Annotated in this window: 16 protein-coding genes; 8 read left to right on the forward strand and 8 right to left on the reverse strand. The window is 59.7% G+C overall.

Annotated features, from left to right (window positions below; all coding sequences use genetic code 11):
* Positions 1-12: 12 nt before the first annotated feature.
* On the reverse strand, positions 13-372 hold the full coding sequence (locus tag ACA062_RS11275; RefSeq protein ID WP_497456426.1) for a hypothetical protein: 360 nt from the start codon (positions 370-372) through the stop codon (positions 13-15).
* Positions 341-2,002 (reverse strand): GMC family oxidoreductase, encoded by a 1,662-nt coding sequence (locus ACA062_RS11280; RefSeq protein WP_497456427.1) that lies wholly within the window; start codon positions 2,000-2,002, stop codon positions 341-343. Before ACA062_RS11280 ends, ACA062_RS11275 begins: the two co-directional genes overlap by 32 nt.
* 210 nt (positions 2,003-2,212) lie before the next feature.
* Here ACA062_RS11280 and ACA062_RS11285 point away from each other — a divergent pair, with 210 nt between their 5' ends.
* Positions 2,213-3,262, forward strand: a complete 1,050-nt coding sequence (locus ACA062_RS11285) for an AraC family transcriptional regulator (protein ID WP_497456428.1) — start codon at positions 2,213-2,215, stop codon at positions 3,260-3,262.
* 27 nt (positions 3,263-3,289) lie between these two features.
* Here ACA062_RS11285 and ACA062_RS11290 read toward each other — a convergent pair whose 3' ends face one another.
* Positions 3,290-5,284 carry an alkyl/aryl-sulfatase gene (locus tag ACA062_RS11290; protein WP_497456429.1) on the reverse strand — a complete coding sequence of 665 codons (1,995 nt, stop codon included), beginning with the start codon at positions 5,282-5,284 and terminating at the stop codon, positions 3,290-3,292.
* 316 nt (positions 5,285-5,600) lie between these two features.
* On the opposite strand from ACA062_RS11290, the gene ACA062_RS11295 reads away from it, so the two are divergent.
* The 4 genes from ACA062_RS11295 (at position 5,601) to ACA062_RS11310 (ending at position 12,456) form a co-directional block, all read left to right on the forward strand.
* Positions 5,601-7,430 carry a DUF1302 domain-containing protein gene (locus ACA062_RS11295; protein ID WP_497456430.1) on the forward strand — a complete coding sequence of 610 codons (1,830 nt, stop codon included), beginning with the start codon at positions 5,601-5,603 and terminating at the stop codon, positions 7,428-7,430.
* 32 nt (positions 7,431-7,462) lie between these two features.
* The gene (locus ACA062_RS11300) at positions 7,463-8,827 is read left to right on the forward strand and encodes a DUF1329 domain-containing protein (RefSeq protein WP_497456431.1); all 1,365 of its coding nucleotides are present in this window, start codon (positions 7,463-7,465) and stop codon (positions 8,825-8,827) included.
* Positions 8,828-8,901: 74 nt separating this feature from the next.
* Positions 8,902-9,978, forward strand: coding sequence for a WD40/YVTN/BNR-like repeat-containing protein (locus tag ACA062_RS11305; RefSeq protein WP_497456432.1), 1,077 nt, complete (start codon positions 8,902-8,904; stop codon positions 9,976-9,978).
* A gap of 27 nt (positions 9,979-10,005) precedes the next feature.
* A complete protein-coding gene (locus ACA062_RS11310; protein ID WP_497457400.1) occupies positions 10,006-12,456 on the forward strand; it encodes an efflux RND transporter permease subunit in 2,451 nt (816 codons plus the stop codon).
* A 27-nt stretch (positions 12,457-12,483) separates the two neighbouring features.
* Here the strand turns inward: ACA062_RS11310 and ACA062_RS11315 are convergent, their stop codons facing one another.
* Positions 12,484-13,239: a bestrophin-like domain gene (locus ACA062_RS11315; protein WP_497456433.1), complete on the reverse strand. Its 756-nt coding sequence runs from the start codon at positions 13,237-13,239 to the stop codon at positions 12,484-12,486.
* 400 nt (positions 13,240-13,639) lie between these two features.
* Between ACA062_RS11315 and ACA062_RS11320 the strand changes: the two genes are divergently transcribed.
* Complete coding sequence (locus tag ACA062_RS11320) at positions 13,640-14,698, forward strand: Rieske 2Fe-2S domain-containing protein (protein ID WP_497456434.1); 1,059 nt, start codon at positions 13,640-13,642, stop codon at positions 14,696-14,698.
* An 87-nt stretch (positions 14,699-14,785) separates the two neighbouring features.
* A complete protein-coding gene (locus tag ACA062_RS11325) occupies positions 14,786-15,736 on the forward strand; it encodes a PDR/VanB family oxidoreductase (protein ID WP_497456435.1) in 951 nt (316 codons plus the stop codon).
* 9 nt (positions 15,737-15,745) lie between these two features.
* Here ACA062_RS11325 and ACA062_RS11330 read toward each other — a convergent pair whose 3' ends face one another.
* The 4 genes from ACA062_RS11330 to mhpT all read right to left on the reverse strand — a co-directional run bounded on the left by ACA062_RS11330 (position 15,746) and on the right by mhpT (position 20,959).
* Positions 15,746-16,462 (reverse strand): GntR family transcriptional regulator, encoded by a 717-nt coding sequence (locus tag ACA062_RS11330; RefSeq protein WP_497456436.1) that lies wholly within the window; start codon positions 16,460-16,462, stop codon positions 15,746-15,748.
* 86 nt (positions 16,463-16,548) lie between these two features.
* Positions 16,549-17,799, reverse strand: a complete 1,251-nt coding sequence (locus ACA062_RS11335) for an OprD family porin (RefSeq protein ID WP_497456437.1) — start codon at positions 17,797-17,799, stop codon at positions 16,549-16,551.
* A 66-nt stretch (positions 17,800-17,865) separates the two neighbouring features.
* Complete coding sequence (locus ACA062_RS11340) at positions 17,866-19,200, reverse strand: MFS transporter (protein ID WP_497456438.1); 1,335 nt, start codon at positions 19,198-19,200, stop codon at positions 17,866-17,868.
* 541 nt (positions 19,201-19,741) lie between these two features.
* The gene (mhpT, locus tag ACA062_RS11345) at positions 19,742-20,959 is read right to left on the reverse strand and encodes a 3-(3-hydroxy-phenyl)propionate transporter MhpT (protein ID WP_497456439.1); all 1,218 of its coding nucleotides are present in this window, start codon (positions 20,957-20,959) and stop codon (positions 19,742-19,744) included.
* A 331-nt stretch (positions 20,960-21,290) separates the two neighbouring features.
* Between mhpT and ACA062_RS11350 the strand changes: the two genes are divergently transcribed.
* A complete protein-coding gene (locus tag ACA062_RS11350) occupies positions 21,291-22,613 on the forward strand; it encodes an OprD family porin (RefSeq protein ID WP_497456440.1) in 1,323 nt (440 codons plus the stop codon).
* Positions 22,614-22,646: the final 33 nt, after the last annotated feature.

Below are 22,646 nucleotides of genomic sequence, written 5' to 3' on the forward strand. Positions count from 1 at the left end.
AGGGGGGGGACGTTAACGACGCAACAACAGCACGATCATGACCCCGTGGAAAACCACCGCCGGCCACAACAACAATCCACTGCTGACAAACACGCCGACATATGCCAGATACAGCGCAATCGCACCGTTGTAGACCTGCATCGCCCGAACCGCTGCGGTACTGACCGGCCGGGGCCAGCAGGCAATCCCCAGTGCAATCAGGGCAAGCCCGAAGAACCGGGCAAACAGGTTGGTCGCCTCGGTCCCGTCAATCCCCAGCAGGACATGGCTTACCAGCCCGGGCGTGAACAGCAGCGCCAACCCGGTACCGAGTTCGACAACGGCTGCCGCCGTCAGCAGCTTATGCGGGGTGATGAAGTGCGCTGGATTCATGGTCGTCACTCAATGGGCTAGAGGCGCTGGCTGCGCGATCCTGGCGGATGAAGTCGGCGGCTTTTTCACCGATCATCACCGTTGCCGCCGTGGTGCTGCATCCAATGATAGTTGGCATGATCGAAGCGTCGACCACGCGCAGACCTTGCAGGCCATGCACCTTCAGTCGGGCGTCGACCACCGCCATCGGATCGGCGCCCATCTTGCAAGTGCCCACCGGGTGATAAAGGGTGTCGGACCGGTTGCGCAGCACCTGCTCGATTTCGGCGTCAGTGTTCATCGCAGCGTCAATCACGCTCTTCGGGTTGAACGCCTTGAAGGCCGGAGTCGCCATCACTTTCTGGATGACGCGATAGCCTTCGATCAGCGTCTTGATGTCATCGGGATGGGTCAAAAAGGCTGGATCAATCAGCGGTGGCTTCATCGGATCGGCACTGGCCAAGGTCAATTGCCCGACACTTTTCGGGTGCAGCAGACAGGCGTGCACGCTGAGGCCGTGACCGCGATACAACGTGCGGCCATGGTCGGCGAACATGGCGATGGTCAGCGCCAGTTCGATGTCTGCCTGACGCAGTTCCGGCGAGGTTTTGACGAAGGCGCAGGCCTCGGCAAAGTTGCTGGTCAACGGCCCGCTGCGACGCCGCCAGTATCGGAACGCGGCTTTGGCAATGTCCCAGACACCGGCCAGCGACAGGCCGATCAAGTGACGGGATTGGACGCGGTAGGAATGCACGTAGTCGATGTGATCCACCAGGTTCTGGCCCACGCCCGGCAGTTCGTGAACCACCGGGATGTCGAACTTCAGCAGTTCGTTTACAGGGCCAACGCCGGACAGCAGCAGCAATTGCGGTGAGTTGAAGGCACCGGAACTCAGGACCAGCTCATGACGGGCGCGCAGTGTGCGTTTTACGCCGTTCTGCATGAACTCAATGCCCACCGCGCGCTTGTCGTCGAAAATGATGCGCGTGGCGTGGGCATGGGTTTCGATGCGCAGGTTCTGCCGCTGCCGATTTGGCGTCAGGTAGGCTTTGGCCGCGCTGCAACGCTGTCCGTCCTTCTGCATCACCTGCACACGACCAAAACCTTCCATGATCCGGCCGTTCTGATCGGGGCAGGCCGGGTAGCCCGCTTGCATGCCGGCCTCGACGAAGGTTTCGCCAAACGGATTGGGCGAGGCGTGGAAGCGCACGTTGAGCGGGCCGTTCTGGCCGTGCAGCGGGTCATTGAAGTGTTCGTTGTGTTCGGCGCGCTTGAAGAACGGCAGCACCTCCTGATAGCTCCAGCCAGGGTTGCCCAGGGATGCCCAGCGGTCGAAATCTTCAGGGTGGCCACGGTGGTAGGCCATGGCGTTGATCGAGGAACTGCCACCCAGGGTCTTGCCCCGTGGCTGATAGCCGATCCGACCATTCAACCCCGACTGCGGCATGGTCTGGTACTGCCAGTTATTGATCGAGGTCGGCACCATGGCGGCGACACCGGCCGGCATGTGCACCAACGGGTTCGTGTCCGGGCCGCCCGCTTCCAGCAGGCAGACTGAAATAGTCGGATCTTCCGACAAGCGACTGGCAACCACGCAGCCGGCAGCGCCCGCGCCAACTACGATGTAATCGAATTCCGTGTTCTCGTTCATGCGTTCTTCTCTTTGTTCGATGCACAACTTCAACGCATTGTGGGCAGAAGGGCGGGGCGCTACTGGTCAATTGAGTCAATTCGACGGTCACTGGGACAGGTGACTATCGCGCCAAGCACCGGAACATCCGGGACAAGCCCTGAGCCAGTGATTGACCGGGGCGCATCCCGGGAGCGAGTATCGGTTTTCGCATCTCTATCAGGCAGGCCAATGTCAGGTTCGAAAATGGATACGCCCGGCACCGACGCACTGTTGCGTGAAGAAGCGTTACAGCCCACCACCATCGGCAGCTACACCGTGGCCATCGCCCGGGCGCTGGACGCCAGTGGTGTGGACAGCAAACGGATTTTCAGCGCCATGGGCATCCCGCCGGACCTGTCGACCGATCCGATGACCCGCCTGCCGGCCGCCACCATGACCCGGTTGTTCCGGGCCTGCGTCGATGTGACCAACAACCCGTATTTCGGCCTGACCGTGGCCAAGCATATTCATCTGACTCACTTGCATGCCTTGGGCTATTCCTTGGCGGCCAGTGGCACCCTGATGGATTTTTGCCGACGCCTGGAGCGGTACTTCCGGCTGGTCTCACAGGTCGCCAAGATCAGTGTCAGCCAGGTTGATGAGCAGGTCCTGTTGCGATTCGAGTATCTGGTCGAACTCAGCAGCGAGACAGAGGATGCGTTTTTCGGTTTTCTGATTCGCACCATGCGGTTGATCTACAAGCAGGAGTTCTGCGCCCTGAGGGTGGAGATGCATCGCCCCATGCCCCACGAGGGTGCTGAACCTTATGAGGCGCTGTTCCGCTCTTCGGTGCTGTTCAGTCAGGAATCTGGGCTGCTGGTCTTCGGCAAGGCTGACCTTACGCAGGTACTCAGTGGTTCCTGCCCGGAACTGGCTCAGGTCAATGACAACATCATCATCAGTTACCTGGCGCGGCTGGACAAAAGCGATGTGATCACCGGCGTGACTCAGAAGATTATCGAGTTCCTTCCTGACGGCGATTGCACCCGGGACAAGGTCGCCAGCGCGTTGTGCATGAGCCCGACCAAGCTGCAGCTCAAGCTTTCCCAACGTGGGACGAACTTTCAGCAATTGCTGGATGACACTCGCAAGGAACTGGCGTGCAGTTACCTGAGCCAGGCGTCGCGCCCGGTGACTGAAATCACCTTTTTGCTGGGGTTCAGCGACACCAGCAACTTCACCCGCGCCTTCAAACGCTGGACCGGACTGTCGCCCACAGACTTCCGTTCCCAGGGATGAAATCACCCCCCCTACAAGGGGGCGGTGTTATTGGGCGGGCGGGTTGGGCAGGATGACTTCGAAGTTCGGTGAGAAGCTGTCCATCAAGCCGAGCAGGCCGCCGAAGGCCTGGGGGTTGCCTTCGATTTTCAGTTGACCGTTCTGGATCGCCTGCTGCGGTGTCAGTTGCTGGGTCATGATCGCGTTCAGGGTGTCGCGGTTCAGCGTGAGTGTGGCGTCCGGGGTCGGTGCGCTGCGGTCGGCGGAGTAGGTCAGCGCCGAGTTTTCCAGGTTGAGCAGGTAGTGCTTGCCGCTGTCACTGAAATTCCAGTTCATCACGATGTGCTTGCCCTCGGCTTTTGGCCCGTTGAGGCGCACTCCGAGCAGGTCGAAGATGTTCTCGATGGACAGTGCGCGAATAGTGTCGGGACTGGCGGTGCGCAGCGGTGACGGGACTTTTTTGCCGCCACTGCGCAGTTCCATGGCGCCGGTCAGGTAGCTGTTGCGTTCCACCGCCGATTCGGCCTGATAACCGAGTTGTTCAAGGGCATCGGCAAACAGCTCCAGTGCCGGTTGATTGGCGGGCTCGGCGTCGACCAGATGACTCATGGCCTGGGACACCCAACGGTATTCCCCGGCTTTGTAGTCAGTCTCAGCGCGAGCGAGCAGCGCATCGGCACCACCGGCGTACGCGACAAACTTGCGCCCGTAATCGGCGTTGCTCAAGGCGTCCATGTTGGCCGGGTTGGCGTCGTACCAGCCCATGTATTGCTGATAAACCGCCTTGGCGTTGCGCTGCACCGAACCGTAGTAACCACGGGCGAACCATTCATTGGCCAGGCTCGACGGCACGTTTTGACGCATGAACTCAGCGATCTCCACCGGTTTGTAGCCCTTGTTTACCAGACGCAAAGACTGGTCGTGCAACCATTTGTAGAGATCACGCTGTTTGCTCAGGTAACTGTTCACCTGCTGCTTACCGAACACCGGCCAGGTGTGCTGGCCAACGAGGATGTCGGTGTCCGCCCCAAAACGTTGGAGTGCCTCGTTGAGGTACTTGGCCCAGGACTGGCTGTCACGGATTTCCGCGCCGCGCAGAGTCAGCAGCTGGTGCTGCGTCTGCAAGGCCAGTTCGCCGGTGTCCAGCACCTTGTGCTGCGGGAAGTAGTGAACCATCTCCGCCGGCGCTTCGGTGCCCGGCGTGAGCATGTTGATGATCTCGACGCCGTCGATTTCCAGCTTCTCGATCGGCTGGCTGATCTCACGGGTTGGCGGGATCAGGGTGATGGTGCCGTTGGGCAGCGCCTTCGCCCCGCCGAGGTCCAGTTGACCGCGATCGCCACGGGGCAGGGTGGTGCCGAACTGGTATTCGCTGCGACGGCTCATGGCGTTGCCGGCCATGACGTTTTCGGCAATTGCGTGGTCCATGAAGCCCACTGGCGCGATGATCTGCACCTTGCCGGCCTTGACATCCGCCTCATCAACGATGCCTTTGACGCCACCGTAGTGGTCGACGTGACTGTGGTTGTAGATCACTGCCAGCACCGGTTTTTTCGGCCGGTGTTCGTAGTACAGATTCAACGCCGCGCGTGCGGTTTCGACAGTCATCAACGGGTCGATGATGATCAGACCGGTCTTGCCCTCGATGATAGTCATGTTGGCTATGTCAAACCCGCGCACCTGATAGAAACCCTCGGTGACCTTGTACAAACCGGTGGCCATGGACTTGCGCGCTTGCAGCCACAGGCTTGGGTTGACAGTGGCCGGACCGGCAACAGGCTTGAGGAATTCATAGCCCTTGAGGCTGTAGATCACTTTGCCATCGGCAGTCAGTGTCTCGGCGTCCGGGATGCTGGCGATGAAGCCGCGATTGATGTCGGCATCACTTTGCCCATTCATGTTGAGCAATATCTGACGGGTCGCCGCATTGGCCGCCACGGTGGCTGGCTCGGCGGATTTCGGCTCGACAAGGGCCAGGGCGGATTGGCTGATCAGACTCGCCAGCAACGTCGGTAACAGCAGAACAGGAAGGGTCTTTTTCATGGGCTCTGTTTTCAGGTCAGGGATGTGGGTCGGCAGCAGGCCGTGGCGTTCACCTGTTGTTGTACAGCCCATGCCAGACCTGGACCGGTCAATAGCGCCCGTTCACCAGTCCAGGCAGAACAGCCCCGACGCTTTTTCGCGCTCACGTTGCGCTGACCGATGATTTGGCGCAATTGACCGGCGACCCACCCACCGCTCGCGATACAACAGCCTCGACCGATCCGGCATGCGCTCCATAGAGCAGGGCGCACAGCCAGACGCGGCATTTTTTCTTGAATGACTTTTCGTGAAACCACAGAGAAGGCGAGCACGCTAGATGAATAACAACAATAAGATCTGCCAAACAAATCTGCGGCGCGGGCTTCTGGCCTCGGCGGTTCTCGCCGGCTTGGGAATGACGCCTGTGCAGGCGTTCGAGTTCGATACGGGGAATGAGGACGTGTCGGTTCGTTTCGACAACACCTTGAAGTTCAACTACGCCCAGCGCGTCGAAGCCCCGAACAGCAAGCTGGCCAACGCGTGGAACAACAACGACGGCGATCGCAATTTTTCCTCCGGCAGTCCCGTCGCCCAACGTCTCGACGTCTTGTCGGAGCTGGACGTGGTGTACAAAAAACAGATGGGCTTTCGGGTCAGTGCCAACAGCTGGTACGACCATGCCTATGACGATATCGGTAGCGATAACGCAGCGACCAATCAACTCAATAATGGCACGCCCGATTCGCGGCACCAGAGTGGCTATGCCGACCGTTATTACAACGGTCCGTCCGCGGAGATCCTCGACGCCTTTGTCTTCGGCAGCACCGAGATCGGCGACGAATCGCTGCTGAGTGGCAAGGCAGGCAAGCACACCTTGTACTGGGGTGAAAGCGTACTGGCCTTCGCCCACGGCAACAGTTACGGCCAGTCGGGTCTGGATTTGTCCAAGGCACTCGCCGTGCCGGGCACCGAAGCCAAGGAACTGTTCATCCCGCGTAATCAGCTATCAACCAGTTTCACTGTCAACCAGGAACTGACCCTGGCCGCGCAGTACTTCCTCGACTGGGACGCCGCACGACTGCCGGAGTCGGGCACGTACCTGGGCTTCAACGACGGCATACAGAACGGCGGCCACAACCTGTCGCTGATCGCCGCACAGAATCCTCTTTTCGGTACGCCCGGTCCGTTGGGTGCCAATCAGTTCCTGCGACTCACCAATGGCCACACTTACACCCCGGACAACCACGGTGACTTCGGCCTGATGGCCAAGTGGAGTCCGGCGTGGCTCGACGGTACCCTGGGCCTCTACTACCGCAAAACCTCGGACATCCTGCCCAATCTGGTGCTGCAACCGACTGCGGTCGGCCCGGCTCAGCTGATCTCGGGCAACGCCGGCAGTTACAACCAGTTCTACGTCGATGACATCGACGTCTATGGCTTCAGCCTGGCCAAAAGCATCGCAGGCGTGAGCGTCGGTTTCGACCTCAACTATCGCCACAACATGCCGCTGTCCAGCGTGCCGGCCACCGTCAACCCGACCTTGGGCGCGGCGAAGGCCCCCGGTTTTATCGACAGCTTCGATGGCGACAATGGCGTGGCTCGCGGCAACACCGTGCACGCGGTGCTCAACGGCCTGACCACCTTCGGCGATACCCCGCTCTGGGATTCCTCCACGTTGCTGGTCGAACTCGGCTATAGCCGCTGGCTGGACGTGACCGAGAACAAGCAATTGTTCAAGGGCGAGGACTGGTATCACGGCGTCGACAAGGTCTCCAAGGACAACTACATCCTCGGCATGAACTTCAACCCGACCTGGTACCAGGTGTTCCCCGGCATCGATATGTCCCTGCCGGTCAGCTACAACGTCGGCCTTGCAGGGCAGTCCTCCGTGCAACTGGGCGGCAACAAAGGCACCGGCAGCTACTCGGTCGGCGTCGGCATGGACGTGCGCAGTCAATACCGCTTCGACCTCAAATACGTCGACAACTTCGGCGACTTCGACACCTGCGACTCCGCCGGCAGTGCCGGGGCTCGGGGCGACGGTGCCGCTCCGGGCGCCAATGGTCAGTACAACTGCGTTCCCGGTCAGACCACTGCGTTTGCCGGTACCGTGGCCCAGCTCAAGGATCGCGGCATGGTCACTTTCACTTTTAAAACCACCCTCTGATCCAAGAGCTGTGAGTCAACAGGAGACACCCTATGAAATTCGTCAAATCAGTATTGGCCAGCGCCCTGGCGCTGACCGTCGCAGGTTCAGCCCATGCGGCAGTCAGCGCCGATCAGGCCGCTAAACTCGGTACCAGCCTGACCGCGGTCGGCGCTGATAAAGCCGCCAACGCCGATGGCAGCATTCCGGCGTATGCCGGCGGCCTGACCGCGATCCCGGCCGGGTTCAAAACCGGCGACGCGTTCCGTCCGGACCCGTTCGACGCCGAGAAGCCGCGCCTGGTCATCACCACAAAAAACCTTGCCGAGCAGAAAGACAAACTCACCGCGACAGCCCAGGCGTTGCTCACGCGTTATCCATCCTATCGCCTCGACGTGTACCCGACTCACCGCAGCGTTGCACTGCCTAAAAGTGTGCTCGATAACACCGCGAAAAACGCCGTGACCGCCAAGACCACCGACGGTGGCCTGAGCCTGGAAAACGTGCTGCCGGGCGTGCCGTTCCCGATCCCGGCCGACGGTAACGAAGCGATGTGGAACCACTTGCTGCGTTATCAAGGCGTGGCCATGACCAACAAGTACGACTCCTGGAACGTTGACTCCTCCGGCGCTGCCTCCTTGAGTTCCACCGGTAACTTCTTCATCGAATACCCGCTGTACTCGCCGGCACGCCCGGTTGGCCCGGTATCGGCCGATGAGGTGTTCTACAAAATCAAACTGGCTTACTCCGGGCCGGCCCGGCGTGCCGGTGAAGCGTTGTTGCTGATGGACTCGGTCAACCCGCTGAAACAGCCGCGTCGCGCCTGGCAATACCTGCCGGGGCAACGTCGGGTGAAACTCGCGCCGGACCTGGCTTACGACACGCCAAACCCGGGTACTGTCGGCGCCGCGACCTACGATGACGCGTTTCTGTTCAACGGCGCGATGGACCGTTACGACTTCAAACTGGTCGGCAAGAAAGAACTGTACGTGCCGTACAACACCTACAAGCTGAGCTACCACAAGGACGCGGCCGATGTGATGAAAGCCAATCACGTCAACCCCGACCTGCTGCGTTGGGAACTGCACCGGGTATGGGTGGTCGAGGCCACGCTGAAACCGGGCAAACGCCACATCTACAGCAAACGCACCTTCTACCTCGACGAAGACAGCTGGATCGCACTGGCGTCCGACGAGTATGACGGCCGTGGCCAGCTCTACCGCGGCGGCTTCTCGCACCTGACTTACAGCTACGACGTGCAGGCCCCGGACACCATCAACCACATGCTCTACGACCTGGTTTCCGGCGCTTACAACGTGAACGGTTTCTACGGTCCTTACGGCGGCCTCAAGTACATCGACCCACTGTCCAAGGCCCAATGGTCTGCTGAGTCGCTGGCCGGTACCGGTATCCGTTAAAACCCCACAACCCTGTAGGAGCTACCGAAGGCGGCTCCTACAGGGAACAGTGGTGTGCACCCGAGATAATAATAATGACGATGACCAAGTGGTTTCTGCTGACCGCGCTGACGGCAGCGATGGCCGTTCCGTTTACCCGGCCAGTGATTGCCGGCGAGTTTGCCGATGTACTCGACACGCCTGCGATACGCAGCGAGCTGGCTGCCCGGGCGACGTTAACCGGATTGACCCGGGCCGGCGAGCGGCTGATTGCCGTAGGCCAGCGCGGGCACATTTTGTATTCCGATGATGCCGGCCAACATTGGCAGCAGGCGCAGGTGCCGGTCAGTTCCGACCTGGTCGCCGTGCACTTTCCGAACCCACAACAAGGCTGGGCGGTAGGGCACGATGGCGTGGTCCTGCACAGCAGCGACGCGGGCCAGAGCTGGGGCCGGCAACTGGACGGACGTCAGGTCGGTCCGATCATGCTCGAGTACTACCAGCAGCAACTCGCCAAACAACCGGATGATGCGGACCTGCAAGCACGGGTCAGCGACGCTCAACGCATGGTTGAGGAGGGCGCCGATAAACCCTTCCTCGATGTCTGGTTCGAAAACGATCAAGTCGGCTACATCGTCGGCGCGTTCAACTTGATTTTTCGCACGGACAACGGCGGTCTCGAGTGGACGCCATTGCTCGAACGCACCGACAACCCCAGCGTGCTGAATCTCTATGCACTGCGGCCGGTGGGGGATGATTTGTTTGTCGTCGGCGAGCAAGGCCTGGTCATGAAACTGGACCGCGCGAGCGGTCGCTTCCACGCGACTCCCACGCCCTACAACGGCACTTTTTTCGGCATTACCGGCAAACCCGGTGCAGTGTTGGTGTTCGGTCTGCGCGGCAACGTCTTTCGCAGCACCGATGGCGCAATGAGCTGGAACAAGATCGACCTCGGCCTGCCCCTGAGCGTTACGGCCAGCAGTGTCACCGCCGATGGCCGGATCGTGCTGGTCAGCCAGGCCGGTCATGTTTTGGTCAGCACCGACGACGGTGCAAGTTTTCAACTCCAGCCGCACACCACACTGGCCCCGGTCGCCGCCGCGCAGGTTTCCAGCACGGGTTCGTTGGTGCTTGCGGGCACCCGTGGCCTGCGGCAGTTGCCTCTCGAATAAGCCCGGCACTACATAGAGAACACCATGATGGGTCACTACGAACTCGAAACAATGCCGGTCATCCGTGAGCTGAAGGGCTTCGACGCCCGCTCCGGCAATGCCCTGGAACGGCTGATTTTCAACAACCGCCTAATGGTGGTACTGGCCTGCCTGCTGGTGACGGTGGCGCTGAGCTTTTTCGCCACGACCCGGCTGACGCTCAATGCCAGCTTCGAAAAGATGATTCCCCAGAGCCAGCCCTTCATCAAAAACTACCTGGAAAACCGTCAGGCCCTGCGCGGTCTGGGCAACGCGGTGCGGGTGGTGGTGGAGAGCAGCAACGGCGACATTTTCGACCCTCGCTATCTGGATGCCTTGAAGGAGATCAACGACGAACTGTTCGTGACCCCGGGCGTCGACCGGGCCTGGATGAAGTCGCTGTGGACCCCGGCGGTACGCTGGACCGAAGTGACCGAGCAAGGCTTCCAGGGCGGCCCGGTGATGCCCGATTCCTATGACGGCTCGGCGCAGAGTGTGCAGCAGCTACGTCAGAACATTGCCCGTTCGGGTATTGTCGGCAGCCTGATCGGCAACAACTTCAAGTCGAGCATGATCTTCGTGCCGCTGCTGGAGAAAGACCCGGTTACGGGGCAAGGCATCGACTACCACCAGTTCTCGAAGACCCTGGAAGAGAAACTGCGCAACAAATACGAGTTCGACGGTGCTGTTCGTGTTGCCGCGGAGGAGGGCAAGGGCCCGATCAAGATCCGCGTGATTGGCTTTGCCAAACTGGTCGGCGACCTGATCGATGGCCTGATGCAGGTGATGTTGTATTTCGGCGCCGCTGCGCTGATTGCCACGGCGATCATCTTTTACTTCACCCGTTGTGTGCGCAGTACGGCACTGGTGATCCTCTGTTCGGTCATCGCGGTGGTTTGGCAATTGGGGTTGGTCGCACTGTTTGGCTTTGCCCTGGACCCGTTCTCGATTCTGGTGCCGTTCCTGGTATTCGCCATCGGCGTGTCCCACGGCGCGCAGAAGATGAACGGGATCATGCAGGACGTCGGGCGTGGCACTCATCAACTGGTCGCGGCGCGCTACACCTTCCGCCGTCTGTTCCTCGCCGGCCTCACCGCACTGCTGGCGGATGCCGTGGGTTTTGCGGTGTTGATGCTGATCGACATTCCGGTGATCCAGGACCTGGCGATCACCGCCAGCATCGGCGTCGCGGTGCTGATTTTTACCAACCTGGTGCTGCTGCCGGTGTTGCTGTCTTATTGGGGGGTGAGTCGCAAAGCGGCCGAGCGTAGCCTGCGTGCAGAGAATCAAGAACTGCGCGGCAAAGGCATGGGCGCGCTCTGGAGTTTCCTGGACAAGTTCACCGAGCGTCGTTGGGCGACAATCGCTGTAACGGTGGCGGGCCTGTTGGCGGTGGGCGGGATTGTTGTCAGCCATCATCTGAAGATCGGCGACCTCGATCCCGGTGCTCCGGAACTGCGCTCCGACTCGCGTTATAACCGCGATAACGCCTACATCACCGCCAACTACTCGCTGTCCAGCGACCAGTTCGCGATCATGCTCAAGACCCCCAGCGAAGGCTGCCTGAAATACGAAACCCTGGTGGAGGCCGATCGCCTGGGCTGGCTGCTGCAGCAACAGCCCGGCGTACAAACTACCGTATCGCTGGTCAATGCGGTGCGGCAGATCACTGCTGGCTCCTACGAAGGCAACCCGAAGTGGCTGACCATCGCGCGCAACCAGAACGTGCTGAATTACGGTGCGCAGCAGGCTTCGGTCAGTAGTCCTGATCTGTTCAACAACGATTGTTCGATGATGCCGATCGTGGCGTACCTGTCCGATCACAAGGCCGAAACCCTCGACCGCGTGGTGCAAGTGGCCGAAACCTTTGCCCGCGAACACAGCAACGGCGAACGCCAGTTCATGCTCGCCGCCGGCAGTGCCGGGATCGAAGCGGCGACCAACATCGTTGTGCGGGATGCCAATCGGACTATGTTGTTGTACGTGTACGGCGCCGTGATCGTGTTGTGTTTCATCACTTTTCGCAGTTGGCGTGCAGTGGTCGTGGCGGTAGTGCCGTTGATGCTGACCTCGATTCTTTGCGAAGCGTTGATGGTCTGGCTGGGCATGGGGGTGAAAGTCGCCACGTTGCCGGTGATCGCCCTCGGTGTGGGGATTGGCGTGGATTACGCGTTGTACCTGCTGAGCGTGCAATTGGCGCAGCAACGTGCCGGGTTGTCTTTGACCGAGGCCTATCGCAACGCCGTGGCGTTTACCGGCAAAGTCGTGGCATTGGTCGGCATCACCCTGGCCGCTGGCGTGATTACCTGGGCCTGGTCGCCGATCAAGTTCCAGGCCGACATGGGCATCCTGCTGACGTTCATGTTTATCTGGAACATGGTCGGGGCGTTGGTGCTGATCCCGGCGCTGTCTCATTTCCTTTTAAAAGACGGTGAGATAAACCGATGCCTTCGAGGCTGAATGTGTACTCCATCCTCGACTCATTGATCAGCGAATGATCTCGGACAGCGCTTGGCGCATCGGCTCGCCGGAGACATGGACGAGGCCGGAGAAGGGCGAGTCCAGCTCCAGAATCATTATGATGCCTCCCGAAACCGCAACCGAACAGAGGCAGAAAATGGCGATAGTCGTGGCATGGCGAGGTGCGAACAAGCCGAAGCTGGCAAAAACAAGGCTAAGCCAAAAGATCAGCAGGATCAGGAACGGAATCGGAATGTTGCTGGCACGCTGTTCCGCTAGCAGCCAGCGCGCCTGTAACACATTGTCCGAAAGCGTGAGTGCCTGCGAGCGCAGCCAGCGCTGTCTCGGATCAGTCGGCACAAGCAATAGAATCGATTCTTGTGTCGCCTCCATCATCCGCACAGTCGCTTCGGTTGACTGTGATGGTTCTCCCGACGCCGGGAACAACTCCTGCATTTTCGCACTCGCGTAATTGCGCAGCTTAACGCGGACATCTTCTGCCTCTGGTCCGTAACGCTGTATTACGCGGTTGATGCGGACGATGTCGACGGCGATCCTGGATACTTCATTCGACCGTGTCGAGAACGAACTGTTCGCCGTCGAGATCATCAGGCCGAGCACCAAGGCCGAAAGTGTGCCGACAATCGCCGCCGAAACGGAAATCGCATTGCGCGACTCATTGCTGAGGTGATGCTCGGGCAGAGCCCGCGCAGCAAATATGCCAATAAGAGCGCCACCGAAGATAGCGACGAAGGCGATCAGTCCGACAGCGAAATGGTTCATGAGGGAAAATTACGCATCGCATCACCTTGGCATTCCTGCCGTCGTCGGGAACGCTCGCGCCGCATGCGAGTAACGCACCCGCCATGGCAAGCAGCCCGTTCGAACTGCGGCGAGCGGCGCGCTCAAATTTTTTGCTGCTCTGGTGGAGAGTAGTGCGATTTCAGCGACAAACCTTCCATGTCCGCTTCCTGGTCGATTGCTGTCGGTCGGACAGGCTGCTAACGGCCGAGCAGGCAGTTTTGGTCGCCAGCAGTTGATTGTGGATCAATGCACAGGTTTGAAGCGCCGCAAAAAGTGTCAATGGATCCATTAATAGTTGTTATAGGCAAAAAAGCTTGACTTCTCTGGGTTAAAATCGATCAAATGGATCCATAAAAATAAACCTGGCCTGGAGATTCCCATGTATCCGAAGAACACCTGGTATGTCGCCTGTACTCCCGACGAGATTGCTGAGAAGCCCCTGGGGCGGCAAATATGCGGTGAGAAAATCGTTTTCTATCGCGGCCATGAAGGGCGTGTTGCCGCCGTCGAGGATTTTTGCCCGCATCGCGGCGCCCCCCTATCGCTTGGGTATGTCGAGAACGGCAATCTGGTCTGCGGCTACCACGGCCTGGTGATGGGGTGTGACGGCAAGACCGTCGAAATGCCGGGTCAGCGGGTACGGGGCTTTCCGTGCAACAAGACGTTCGCCGTTGAAGAGCGTTACGGTTTTATCTGGGTCTGGCCCGGGGAGCAGGACAAGGCCGATCCTGCGCTGATCCATCATCTGGAATGGGCTGTCAGCGATCAGTGGGCCTATGGCGGTGGGCTGTTCCATATCGGCTGCGACTATCGCCTGATGATCGATAACCTGATGGACCTCACCCACGAAACCTACGTGCACGCTTCAAGCATTGGCCAGAAGGAGATCGATGAAGCGGCGCCGGTCACCACGGTTCAGGGTGACGAAGTCGTCACCGCACGGCACATGGAAAACATCATGGCGCCGCCGTTCTGGCGCATGGCCCTGCGGGGTAACAACCTGGCCGACGACGTGCCGGTGGACCGTTGGCAGATCTGCCGCTTCAGCCCGCCCAGTCACGTATTGATCGAAGTGGGGGTGGCTCACGCCGGCAAGGGTGGTTACAACGCAGCGTCGCAACACAAAGCCGCGAGCATCGTGGTCGACTTCATTACACCAGAAACCGACAACTCGATCTGGTACTTCTGGGGTATGGCACGCAACTTCAATCCGCATGACGAAGCGCTGACCGCGAGCATCCGTGAGGGCCAGGGAAAGATCTTCAGCGAAGATCTGGACATGCTTGAGCAACAGCAGAAAAACCTGCTGGCCAACCCTGAGCGCAACTTGCTCAAGCTCAATATCGATGCCGGTGGCGTGCAGTCCAGGCGAGTGCTGGAACGCATCATCGCCCGTGAGCGGGCTCCGGCTGTCGAGCTGATCGCCACGGTCAAATAGCGACGGCGAGCGCCCTCGAACGTACCCCGGTCCACTCCCATTCCCATTTTTAGCGGCCACTGCGGTGGCCGGTCTTGAAGGTGCGACATGATTGAAGTCGTCGTGACATCCCGCAACAACGAAACGTTGGATATTTGCAGCTACGAGCTGACCTGTGCCCACGGTGGGGAACTGCCAGGCTTCAGTGCCGGCGCCCATATCGACGTCCACTTGCCTGGTGGACTGATCCGCCAGTACTCACTGTGCAATCACCCGCAAGAGCGCCATCGCTACCAGATCGGCGTGCTCAAGGACGCAGCCTCGCGCGGTGGTTCGCAGTGCATGCATGAGCAGGTCAACAGCGGCGATCGGCTGTACATCAGCGAGCCGCGCAACCTGTTCCCGCTGGTGGGTGAAGCGCGGCGCAGCCTGTTGTTCGCCGGCGGTATCGGCATCACCCCGATTCTCTGCATGGCCGAGCAACTGGCCGACAGCGGTGCCGATTTCGAACTGCATTACTGTGCGCGTGCCAGTGACCGTGCGGCTTTTGTCGAGCGACTTAATGGGGCACCCTTTGCCGGGCGCGTGCACCTGCATTTCGATGAAGACGCCGTTTCGCGCCTGGATGCCGCCAAGGTCCTCGCCGGTCCGGCTGCGGACTTGCACCTGTATGTCTGTGGTCCGTCTGGCTTCATGCAGCATGTGCTCGACAGCGCCAGGGAGCAGGGCTGGAGTGATGAGCAGCTGCACCGTGAATACTTCGCCGCAGCGCCGGTGGATACCAGTACAGATGCGACGTTCCAGGTGAAGCTCGGCAGGAGCGGGCAGGTGTTCGACATTCCGGTCGACAAGACGGTGGTCCAGGTGCTGGAGAGCCACGGTGTCGAGATCGCGATTTCCTGTGAGCAGGGTGTTTGTGGAACCTGCCTGACCCGTGTGCTGAAAGGGGTGCCTGATCACCGTGACCTGTTTCTCACCGAAGAGGAGCAAGCTGCCAATGATCAGTTCACACCCTGCTGTTCGAGATCCAAATCGGCGTTGTTGGTGCTGGACCTCTGAACCAAACGATCATTCGCCGCGCGCGATCACTTTCAACCGTTCGCTACTGTTGCCGGTCGCACCGAACACCTCGGCGTAACGCAGGGTCGCATTGGCATGTTCGCGCATGATGGCTTCGGCGCGAGCACCCTGGCGACTGACCAGCGCGTCGAACACCGAGTGGTGTTGCATGTGCGCGAAGTTGAAGCGCCGGTATTCGCGCGTCATGTCTTCGCGATCGAACGCCAGCGCTGACACTGAAGCGAAGGGGCGATGGTCATTGCGCGCCAGGGCTTCGGCGATGGCCGGGTTGGCGCTGCTTTCGACGATCACCTGGTGAAAGCGCATGTTGAGGTCATGAAACGCCTCAAGGTCTTCTTCTGTCACGTAGCCTTTGTCGAACAGTGCATCGCCTTGCACCAGGCATTCGCGCAGTGCCGCCTGAGCTTGCTCGCTCAAACCACGTTCGGCACTCTGCCGTGCGGCCAGCCCCTCCAGCACCCCACGCACTTCCACGGCGCCGGCAATATCGTCGGCACTCACCGAACGCACCTGATAGCCACGTCCGCCGTGGCGTACCAGCAAGCCTTCCTGTTCGAGGGTCAGGAAAGCCATGCGCACCGGCATGCGCGAGACGCCAAAGCGATCCGCCGTCGGGATTTCCATCAGCCGCTCGCCTGCCGCCAGCTCGCCCGAGGCAATCATTTTGCGCAGTGCCACTAGCACCATTTGACCGGGTTTACTCATGCAGGCGACTTCCAGAGAGGGGATTCGCCATAGTAACGCAAGGAGGGGGAGAGCTGCAGGGGCGACAAGCGCCCCTGCCGGGAGGATCAGAGTGACAGAGGGTAGTTGATGATGATGCGGGTCTGATCGAAGTCACTGTTGAAGCTGCGGCGGTTGGTGGCGTTGTTGACGCGCACGCTTAGGTTCTTCAGCGGGCCACTTTGCAGGGTGTAGCTGATTTCGGTGTCGCGCTCCCACTCCTTGCCGTCGCTGCCCGCCTTGGTGGTGGCGTTGTCGCCGTGACCGTAGCGGGTCATCAGCAATAGTCCGGGGATGCCGGCGGCAGCGAAGTCGTAATCATAACGAGCCTGCCAGGAGCGTTCGTCGGCATTGCTGAAATTACCGTTGAACATGTCGTTGCCCAGGGTTCGCCCGCTACTGCCATATACCGACATCCAGCCGGTATCACCGCTGACCTTTTGCAGGCCCAGATACAAGGTATGGCCTCCCAGTCTGGCCGAGAACAACCCGTAGGCGGTGTGGCTTTGTACATTGCCGATACGTGCGCTGCCGTCTTCCTTGTCGATGAAGTAACCCAGGTTGGCGCCGAGGGTCCAGTCTCCAAACTGCTGTTTGTGCAGCAGGTTCAGGTAGCTTTGCTGATAGATGTCTTCGAGTTGCGAGTGCCAGGCGCCGACCAGGGTTTGTTGTTCGTTGAAGCGGTACTCGGCACCCATGTACTTAAAGCCGTCGGACGTGACGTTGGGAGCCGCCCAGGCGGAGAGGTGTTGCATGTCTGAGGAGTTGCGCAGGCTCACGGCGGTGTATTGACCAGCCTGCAGATTCAGTCCGGGCAACTCTCGGGACACCAGCATGGTGCCCTGAAAGGTCTGTGGCAGCAGGCGGCCGTCATCGTAGCGCAGCAGCGGGATGTCCGGCATGAGCTCACCGAGCATCAGTTCTGTGGCAGAAAGGCGCATTTTGGCGGCCATTCCAATGCGCCCGTAATCGTCGGCGGAGCGCCCGTCGTCGTGAACCGGCAGCAGTTCCGAGCCGCTGCGTTGTGGGCCGCTGTCGAGCTTGACGCCAAGCATCGCGATACCGTCCAGACCAAAGCCGAGCACACCAGGGGTATAACCTGAATTGAACTTGAGGACAGCGCCTTGAGCCCATTCTTCTATCTTGCTCTTGCTGGCACCGGGATCGTTGAAATCGCGATTGAAGTAGTAGTTTCGCAGCACCAGGCTGGTCTTGGAGTCTTCGAAGAAACCAGCGCTTTCAGCATGCGCCGAAGGTAATAGGGCAAGCACTATTGCACCGCCGAGCAAGGCCCGGGGAGGGAGGGGGGAACGAGTCATTATTATTGTATTCCTGGAAGAGGTAGTCAGTAGCGAGGGCGCCCCCTCGCCACTTTTGGCATAGGGTCAAGCCTGGCTGAGTTGGGCCTCAGGTTGCTGTCTTGCTTCAGGCCGCAGTAGCAGCAGCACGGCGGCGGCGATGACGAATACCACGGCGAACACTCCATACAGATGCAGTGGCTGCCAGCCGCTATCAAGCAACAGGCCGGCGACGGTCGGCGAAAGAATCGCGCCGATCCGCCCGATACCGATGCCCCAACCGACGCCTGTTGCTCGTACCGAAGCGTCATAGACAATCGGCGACAGCGCGTACAAGCCCGCCACGCAGCCATTGGAAAACAACCCGATCAACAGACCCAGGCCGAGCGCCATCGATACCGATGAAGCCGAGTCAACGAACAGGACCAGCAAGCCTGCCGTAACCAGCATGAACAGCGATAGCACTCGGGTCAGTCGCCAGCGCGAGGCCATGGTGCCAATCAGGGCCGCGCCGAAAATGCCGCCGACGCTCAGCAACACACCGCCGCTGACCCCTTGCTGTGCCGATAGCCCTGCCGATACCAGCAGCTTCGGTGTCCAGCTCATCACGAAGTAGAAGCCGAACATCACCAGGAAGAACAGCAGCCATATCAGCAGGGTCGTGCGCCGTGACGCCGGTGAGAGCAACTGCGCCAAGCGCCCGCGGCCTGAAGTCGGCGCCGAAAGGGCGACGGGCAGCTCGCGCAGTGCCGGCTGACCGAGGCGGGCGGCCAGGCGATTGATGCGTGCCAAGGCGTTGTCGGGGCGGCGGGCGATCAGAAAGTCCAGCGATTCGGGCAAGTACATCAGCACCAGTGGAATCACCGCCAGGGTCACGACACCACCGAATATGAATACCGAACGCCAGCCAAAGTGCGTCAATAGCCACACTGACAGCAGGCCACCGAGGGTCGCACCCAAGGCATAACCGGTCGATTGCAGGCTCACCGCCAACCCACGCCAGCGTTTGTTGGCGTATTCACTGGCAATCACGTTGCTGCTGGCCAGGATCCCGCCGATCCCCAAGCCGGTCAGTCCGCGCAGCAGCGCCAGTTGCAAAGGCGACTGGCTCAGTGCCGACAACAGCATGCCAGCCCCTGAGAGCAGCAGGCAAAACAGAATCAAGGGTCGACGACCAAAGCGATCCGCCCACGGTGCAATAAACAGAGAACCTGCCGCCATGCCAAACAACCCGGCACTTAACAACAGCCCGATCTGCGCGCCGTTCAGGCCCCATTCGGCAGACACCGAGGAGGCCGTGAAGGCCATCACCAGCACGTCGAAGCCATCGATCATGTTCAGGACAATACAGATACCCACGGCCAACCACTGGAACGACGCCATGGGTCGTTCATCTACCACGTTCTTGAGATCGACAGTCATAGTGGCTGCCCCTTGAGACGAGGCTGCGTACGGGTAAAACGAGAAAGGCACACGAAGGTGGGTACAAGCCAAGACTTGAGCCCGATTGAGAAGTCACTCATCACGACACCCTTGTTATTTTTATGAGCGGGCAGGCGCTGTACCTGACACCGTGTGATGCTAGTCAATCGATTTATGGATCCATTGAAAAGTGTTTGTTATGGGGTTTTTTTCTTTTTTTACATATTCATTATTAAAAATCTTTAAAAACAAGTACTTACATAATATTAAAGTGTTCGATTATCGAACGGAGCGGCACTTTGTTTTAAAAGGGATCCATTAGAGATGTATGAGGGGCTGATGTGGTAGAACCCGGGACATGCTTTGCGTTTTAAGCCGCAGCACCGCAGACCAGCGATATTCGCTCCAAGCCTTGGCGCAGGATCGATTCGAGACTTTTTAACTGCACGCGCCCAGTCCCAGTGCACGCTGGCACTGGGAGAGGACGGCGGTTGTGAAACCGCCTCTTACTCCTAGATGGTTGAAAACTTCGCAGTGATGTTCAGTTGGCGGTATTCAGTGGTACTTCAGTGGTCGAACTGGATCGGGCGATCACGGTGATGATCGACAAGGCCGCGATCACCAGCCCGGGTGAAGTCGCCAGCAGCACGCCAGTAGTGCCGGCACCGGCGGCAAGGATCTGCCCGGCGGCCAAGGGGCCTGCCACTGAGCCCAGGCGACCGATGGCCACGGCCGCGCCGACGCCGGTGGCGCGCACTGCGGTCGGGTAGGACGGTGGCGCCAGGGCGTAGAGCACCAGTTGTGCAGCCATGACGAAAAGCCCGGCGGCAAACCCGGCGATCGACATTGGCACGATTCCGATGGACAGGCCGACCCCGGCCAGCGCCGCCAGCAACCCGGCATACACGAACAGCACGACCTTGAGGCCGTTGCAACGGTCCAGAAGCAGGCCGCCGAGCAGCGAGCCGAGGGCGCCACCGATGTTGAACAGCATCTGGATCATGCCCGCCTGGGGTTTGCTGAAGCCCTGTTCCAGCAGTAATGAAGGGAGCCAGTTGAGCAGCATGTACATCACGGTCAAGGTGAAGAAATAGCTCATCCACAAGGCCAGGGTGTTGCGTGTTCGGCCTGCGCCGAACAGCGCCTGTGCGGTGGACGGCCGTGGGCTGCCAGTTGTTGAATGTTGCTGGCGGAAGGCCGTGGACTCGGGCAGCAGCAGGGCCATCAGCGGTACAACCAGCAAGGGCACCAGGCCGCCGATGATGAAGGTGGTTTGCCAGTGTTCACTGGAAAACATCGCCACCACCGCCGCGAGCGCGCCGCCCAGGGGCACGCCGCAGTACATGACACTGATGGCGGTGCCGCGGTTGCGTTCGCTCACGGCCTCGGCGCACAACGCTATCAGGTTGGGCAGGGCGGCACCCAGGCCCAAACCGGTCATGAAGCGCACCAGCAACAGGCTGGAGTAGCTCTCGACATAGGCAGTGCAAAGGGAAAACAGGCCGAACAGCAGCACTGCACCGACGAGGATTTTCTTGCGGCCGATGCGATCGGCGACCCAACCGCCAAAGAACGCCCCGGGTAGCAAGCCGATGATCCCGGCGCTGAACACCCACCCCATCATCTTCGGGTCCAGGGCAAAACTCTGGCGCAGTCCGGCGGCAGCGGTGCCGGCGGCCTGCAGATCGAAACCCTCGATCAGCGCAACGATAAAGCACAAAGCGATTGTCAGCGTCGAGCGACGCGATGGGCTGTCCATGGGTGGAACCTCATTGTTGTTTTTGTTGTGGAGTCGAGCCGTCTCATCGCACGGGGTACGCTGAAGATGACGGCTGATCATTAAGATAACAAATATAACTAAAAAATGAACGGCTCCATGAAAATCACAAAAAACAACAAATATCCTATATAAATCAATAATTAATGTAGCGCTGATCCAGCTTGCTAGAAAATAGATAATAATATTAATGTTCGATTATCGGTCATTTACCGTTGACAGGTGTCATTGGCTGTTTCCATTCTCTGTTCGCGAAGCCGGCAGCAATGCGCTCCGCCGGCAGCACAAACAACAATAAAAATGGAAATCGAACATGCCAAATCTCCCCACGCACGACGTTGCGACGGCGTCAGCCACCTGTGTGCCCGGTATCAACCGAGGGTTGGTCCTGGCGCTGCTCGGTTTAAGCGTTCTGCCCACCCAGCTTCTAGCCGCAGGTTTTATCGAAGACAGCCATGGCACCTTGACCTTGCGTAATTACTACCTGGACCGCCAATACAAGGACGATGGCGCCAAGACCGCCGCCCAGGAGTGGGCCCAGGGTTTCATCATGAACATGGAGTCTGGGTTTACCGAAGGGCCCCTGGGTTTTGGACTGGACGTTCGTGGGCTGTTGGGGGTCAAGCTCGACTCCGCGCCGGATCGCAGCGGCACTGAGTTGTTGCCGGTGTCGGCCAGCGACAATCGGGCGGCGGATGAGTATTCGCGCCTGGCCCCGACCGCCAAGCTGCGTTTTGCCCAAGCCACGGTGAAGTCCGGGGATGTGTCGATCTTCCTGCCGTTTGCGTTTGCCAGCCCCTCGCGACTGTTGCCACAAACCTTTCGCGGTACCACCCTCAGCTCCAGGGACATCGATGGCCTGACGCTGAACACCGGATACATCGATCGCATCGACAAGCGCAATTCCACCAACTATGAGGCGATGACCATCGCTTCGCCCAACCGGCGCTTCAACGCCACTGCCACGACCTCGCACATGGCTTACCTGGGGGGCGATTATCAGGTCAACAAGACGCTGAGCCTGCGTGCCTACCACGCCGAGGTGACCGACTTGTACCAACAGGACACCTTTGCCTTGCTGCACGACCTGCCGCTGGGCGGGGGAGTATTGACCAGCGACCTGCGCAGTTTTTTCAGTCGCGAGGATGGCAGCGCCAAGGGCGGTGAAGTGGATAACCGCAACATCTCGGGGCTGTTCAGCTACCGTTACGGCGGACACAAGCTGGGCATCGGCTATATGCATTCCAATGGCGACTCGGCGACGCCCTACATCTCCGGGACAGAGTTGATGGGCATGAGTGAGCTGACCATGGCTTCGGACTTTCTCAATGCCAAGGAGCGCACGTGGCAGGCCATCTATGACTATGACTTCGTGGCGGTCGGAGTGCCCGGGTTGAGGGGCCGGTTGCGTTATCTGCGCGGTGACCATATCGAGCTGGCAGCCTTCAACGCCGAGGACCGCAAGGAGCGCGAGTTCCAGATGGAGCTGGGCTATGTGGTGCAGAGCGGTCCGCTGAAAAACGTCGCGCTGGTGGCGCGCAAGGCGATCTACCGCAATGATTTCCCGACTGGCGCTGCATTTCGCGATGAAAACCAGACCCGCTTCCTGGTGATCTACACCTTGCCGATCTGGTAACTGCCTGCAGGCTTCTCACCGGCACGCCCCTTG

The sequence above is a fragment of the Pseudomonas sp. LBUM1679 genome (genome assembly GCF_059695565.1).

Coding starts and splice junctions, on each gene's coding strand:
- ACA062_RS11315 (WP_497456433.1), bottom strand. CDS start 13,239: ATGAACCATTTCGCTGTCGGACTGATCGCCTTCGTCGCTATCTTCGGT.
- ACA062_RS11305 (WP_497456432.1), top strand. CDS start 8,902: ATGACGATGACCAAGTGGTTTCTGCTGACCGCGCTGACGGCAGCGATG.
- ACA062_RS11285 (WP_497456428.1), top strand. CDS start 2,213: ATGTCAGGTTCGAAAATGGATACGCCCGGCACCGACGCACTGTTGCGT.
- ACA062_RS11310 (WP_497457400.1), top strand. CDS start 10,006: ATGGGTCACTACGAACTCGAAACAATGCCGGTCATCCGTGAGCTGAAG.
- ACA062_RS11330 (WP_497456436.1), bottom strand. CDS start 16,462: ATGAGTAAACCCGGTCAAATGGTGCTAGTGGCACTGCGCAAAATGATT.
- ACA062_RS11320 (WP_497456434.1), top strand. CDS start 13,640: ATGTATCCGAAGAACACCTGGTATGTCGCCTGTACTCCCGACGAGATT.
- ACA062_RS11300 (WP_497456431.1), top strand. CDS start 7,463: ATGAAATTCGTCAAATCAGTATTGGCCAGCGCCCTGGCGCTGACCGTC.
- mhpT (WP_497456439.1), bottom strand. CDS start 20,959: ATGGACAGCCCATCGCGTCGCTCGACGCTGACAATCGCTTTGTGCTTT.
- ACA062_RS11280 (WP_497456427.1), bottom strand. CDS start 2,002: ATGAACGAGAACACGGAATTCGATTACATCGTAGTTGGCGCGGGCGCT.
- ACA062_RS11340 (WP_497456438.1), bottom strand. CDS start 19,200: ATGACTGTCGATCTCAAGAACGTGGTAGATGAACGACCCATGGCGTCG.
- ACA062_RS11335 (WP_497456437.1), bottom strand. CDS start 17,799: ATGACTCGTTCCCCCCTCCCTCCCCGGGCCTTGCTCGGCGGTGCAATA.
- ACA062_RS11325 (WP_497456435.1), top strand. CDS start 14,786: ATGATTGAAGTCGTCGTGACATCCCGCAACAACGAAACGTTGGATATT.
- ACA062_RS11275 (WP_497456426.1), bottom strand. CDS start 372: ATGAATCCAGCGCACTTCATCACCCCGCATAAGCTGCTGACGGCGGCA.
- ACA062_RS11350 (WP_497456440.1), top strand. CDS start 21,291: ATGCCAAATCTCCCCACGCACGACGTTGCGACGGCGTCAGCCACCTGT.
- ACA062_RS11295 (WP_497456430.1), top strand. CDS start 5,601: ATGAATAACAACAATAAGATCTGCCAAACAAATCTGCGGCGCGGGCTT.
- ACA062_RS11290 (WP_497456429.1), bottom strand. CDS start 5,284: ATGAAAAAGACCCTTCCTGTTCTGCTGTTACCGACGTTGCTGGCGAGT.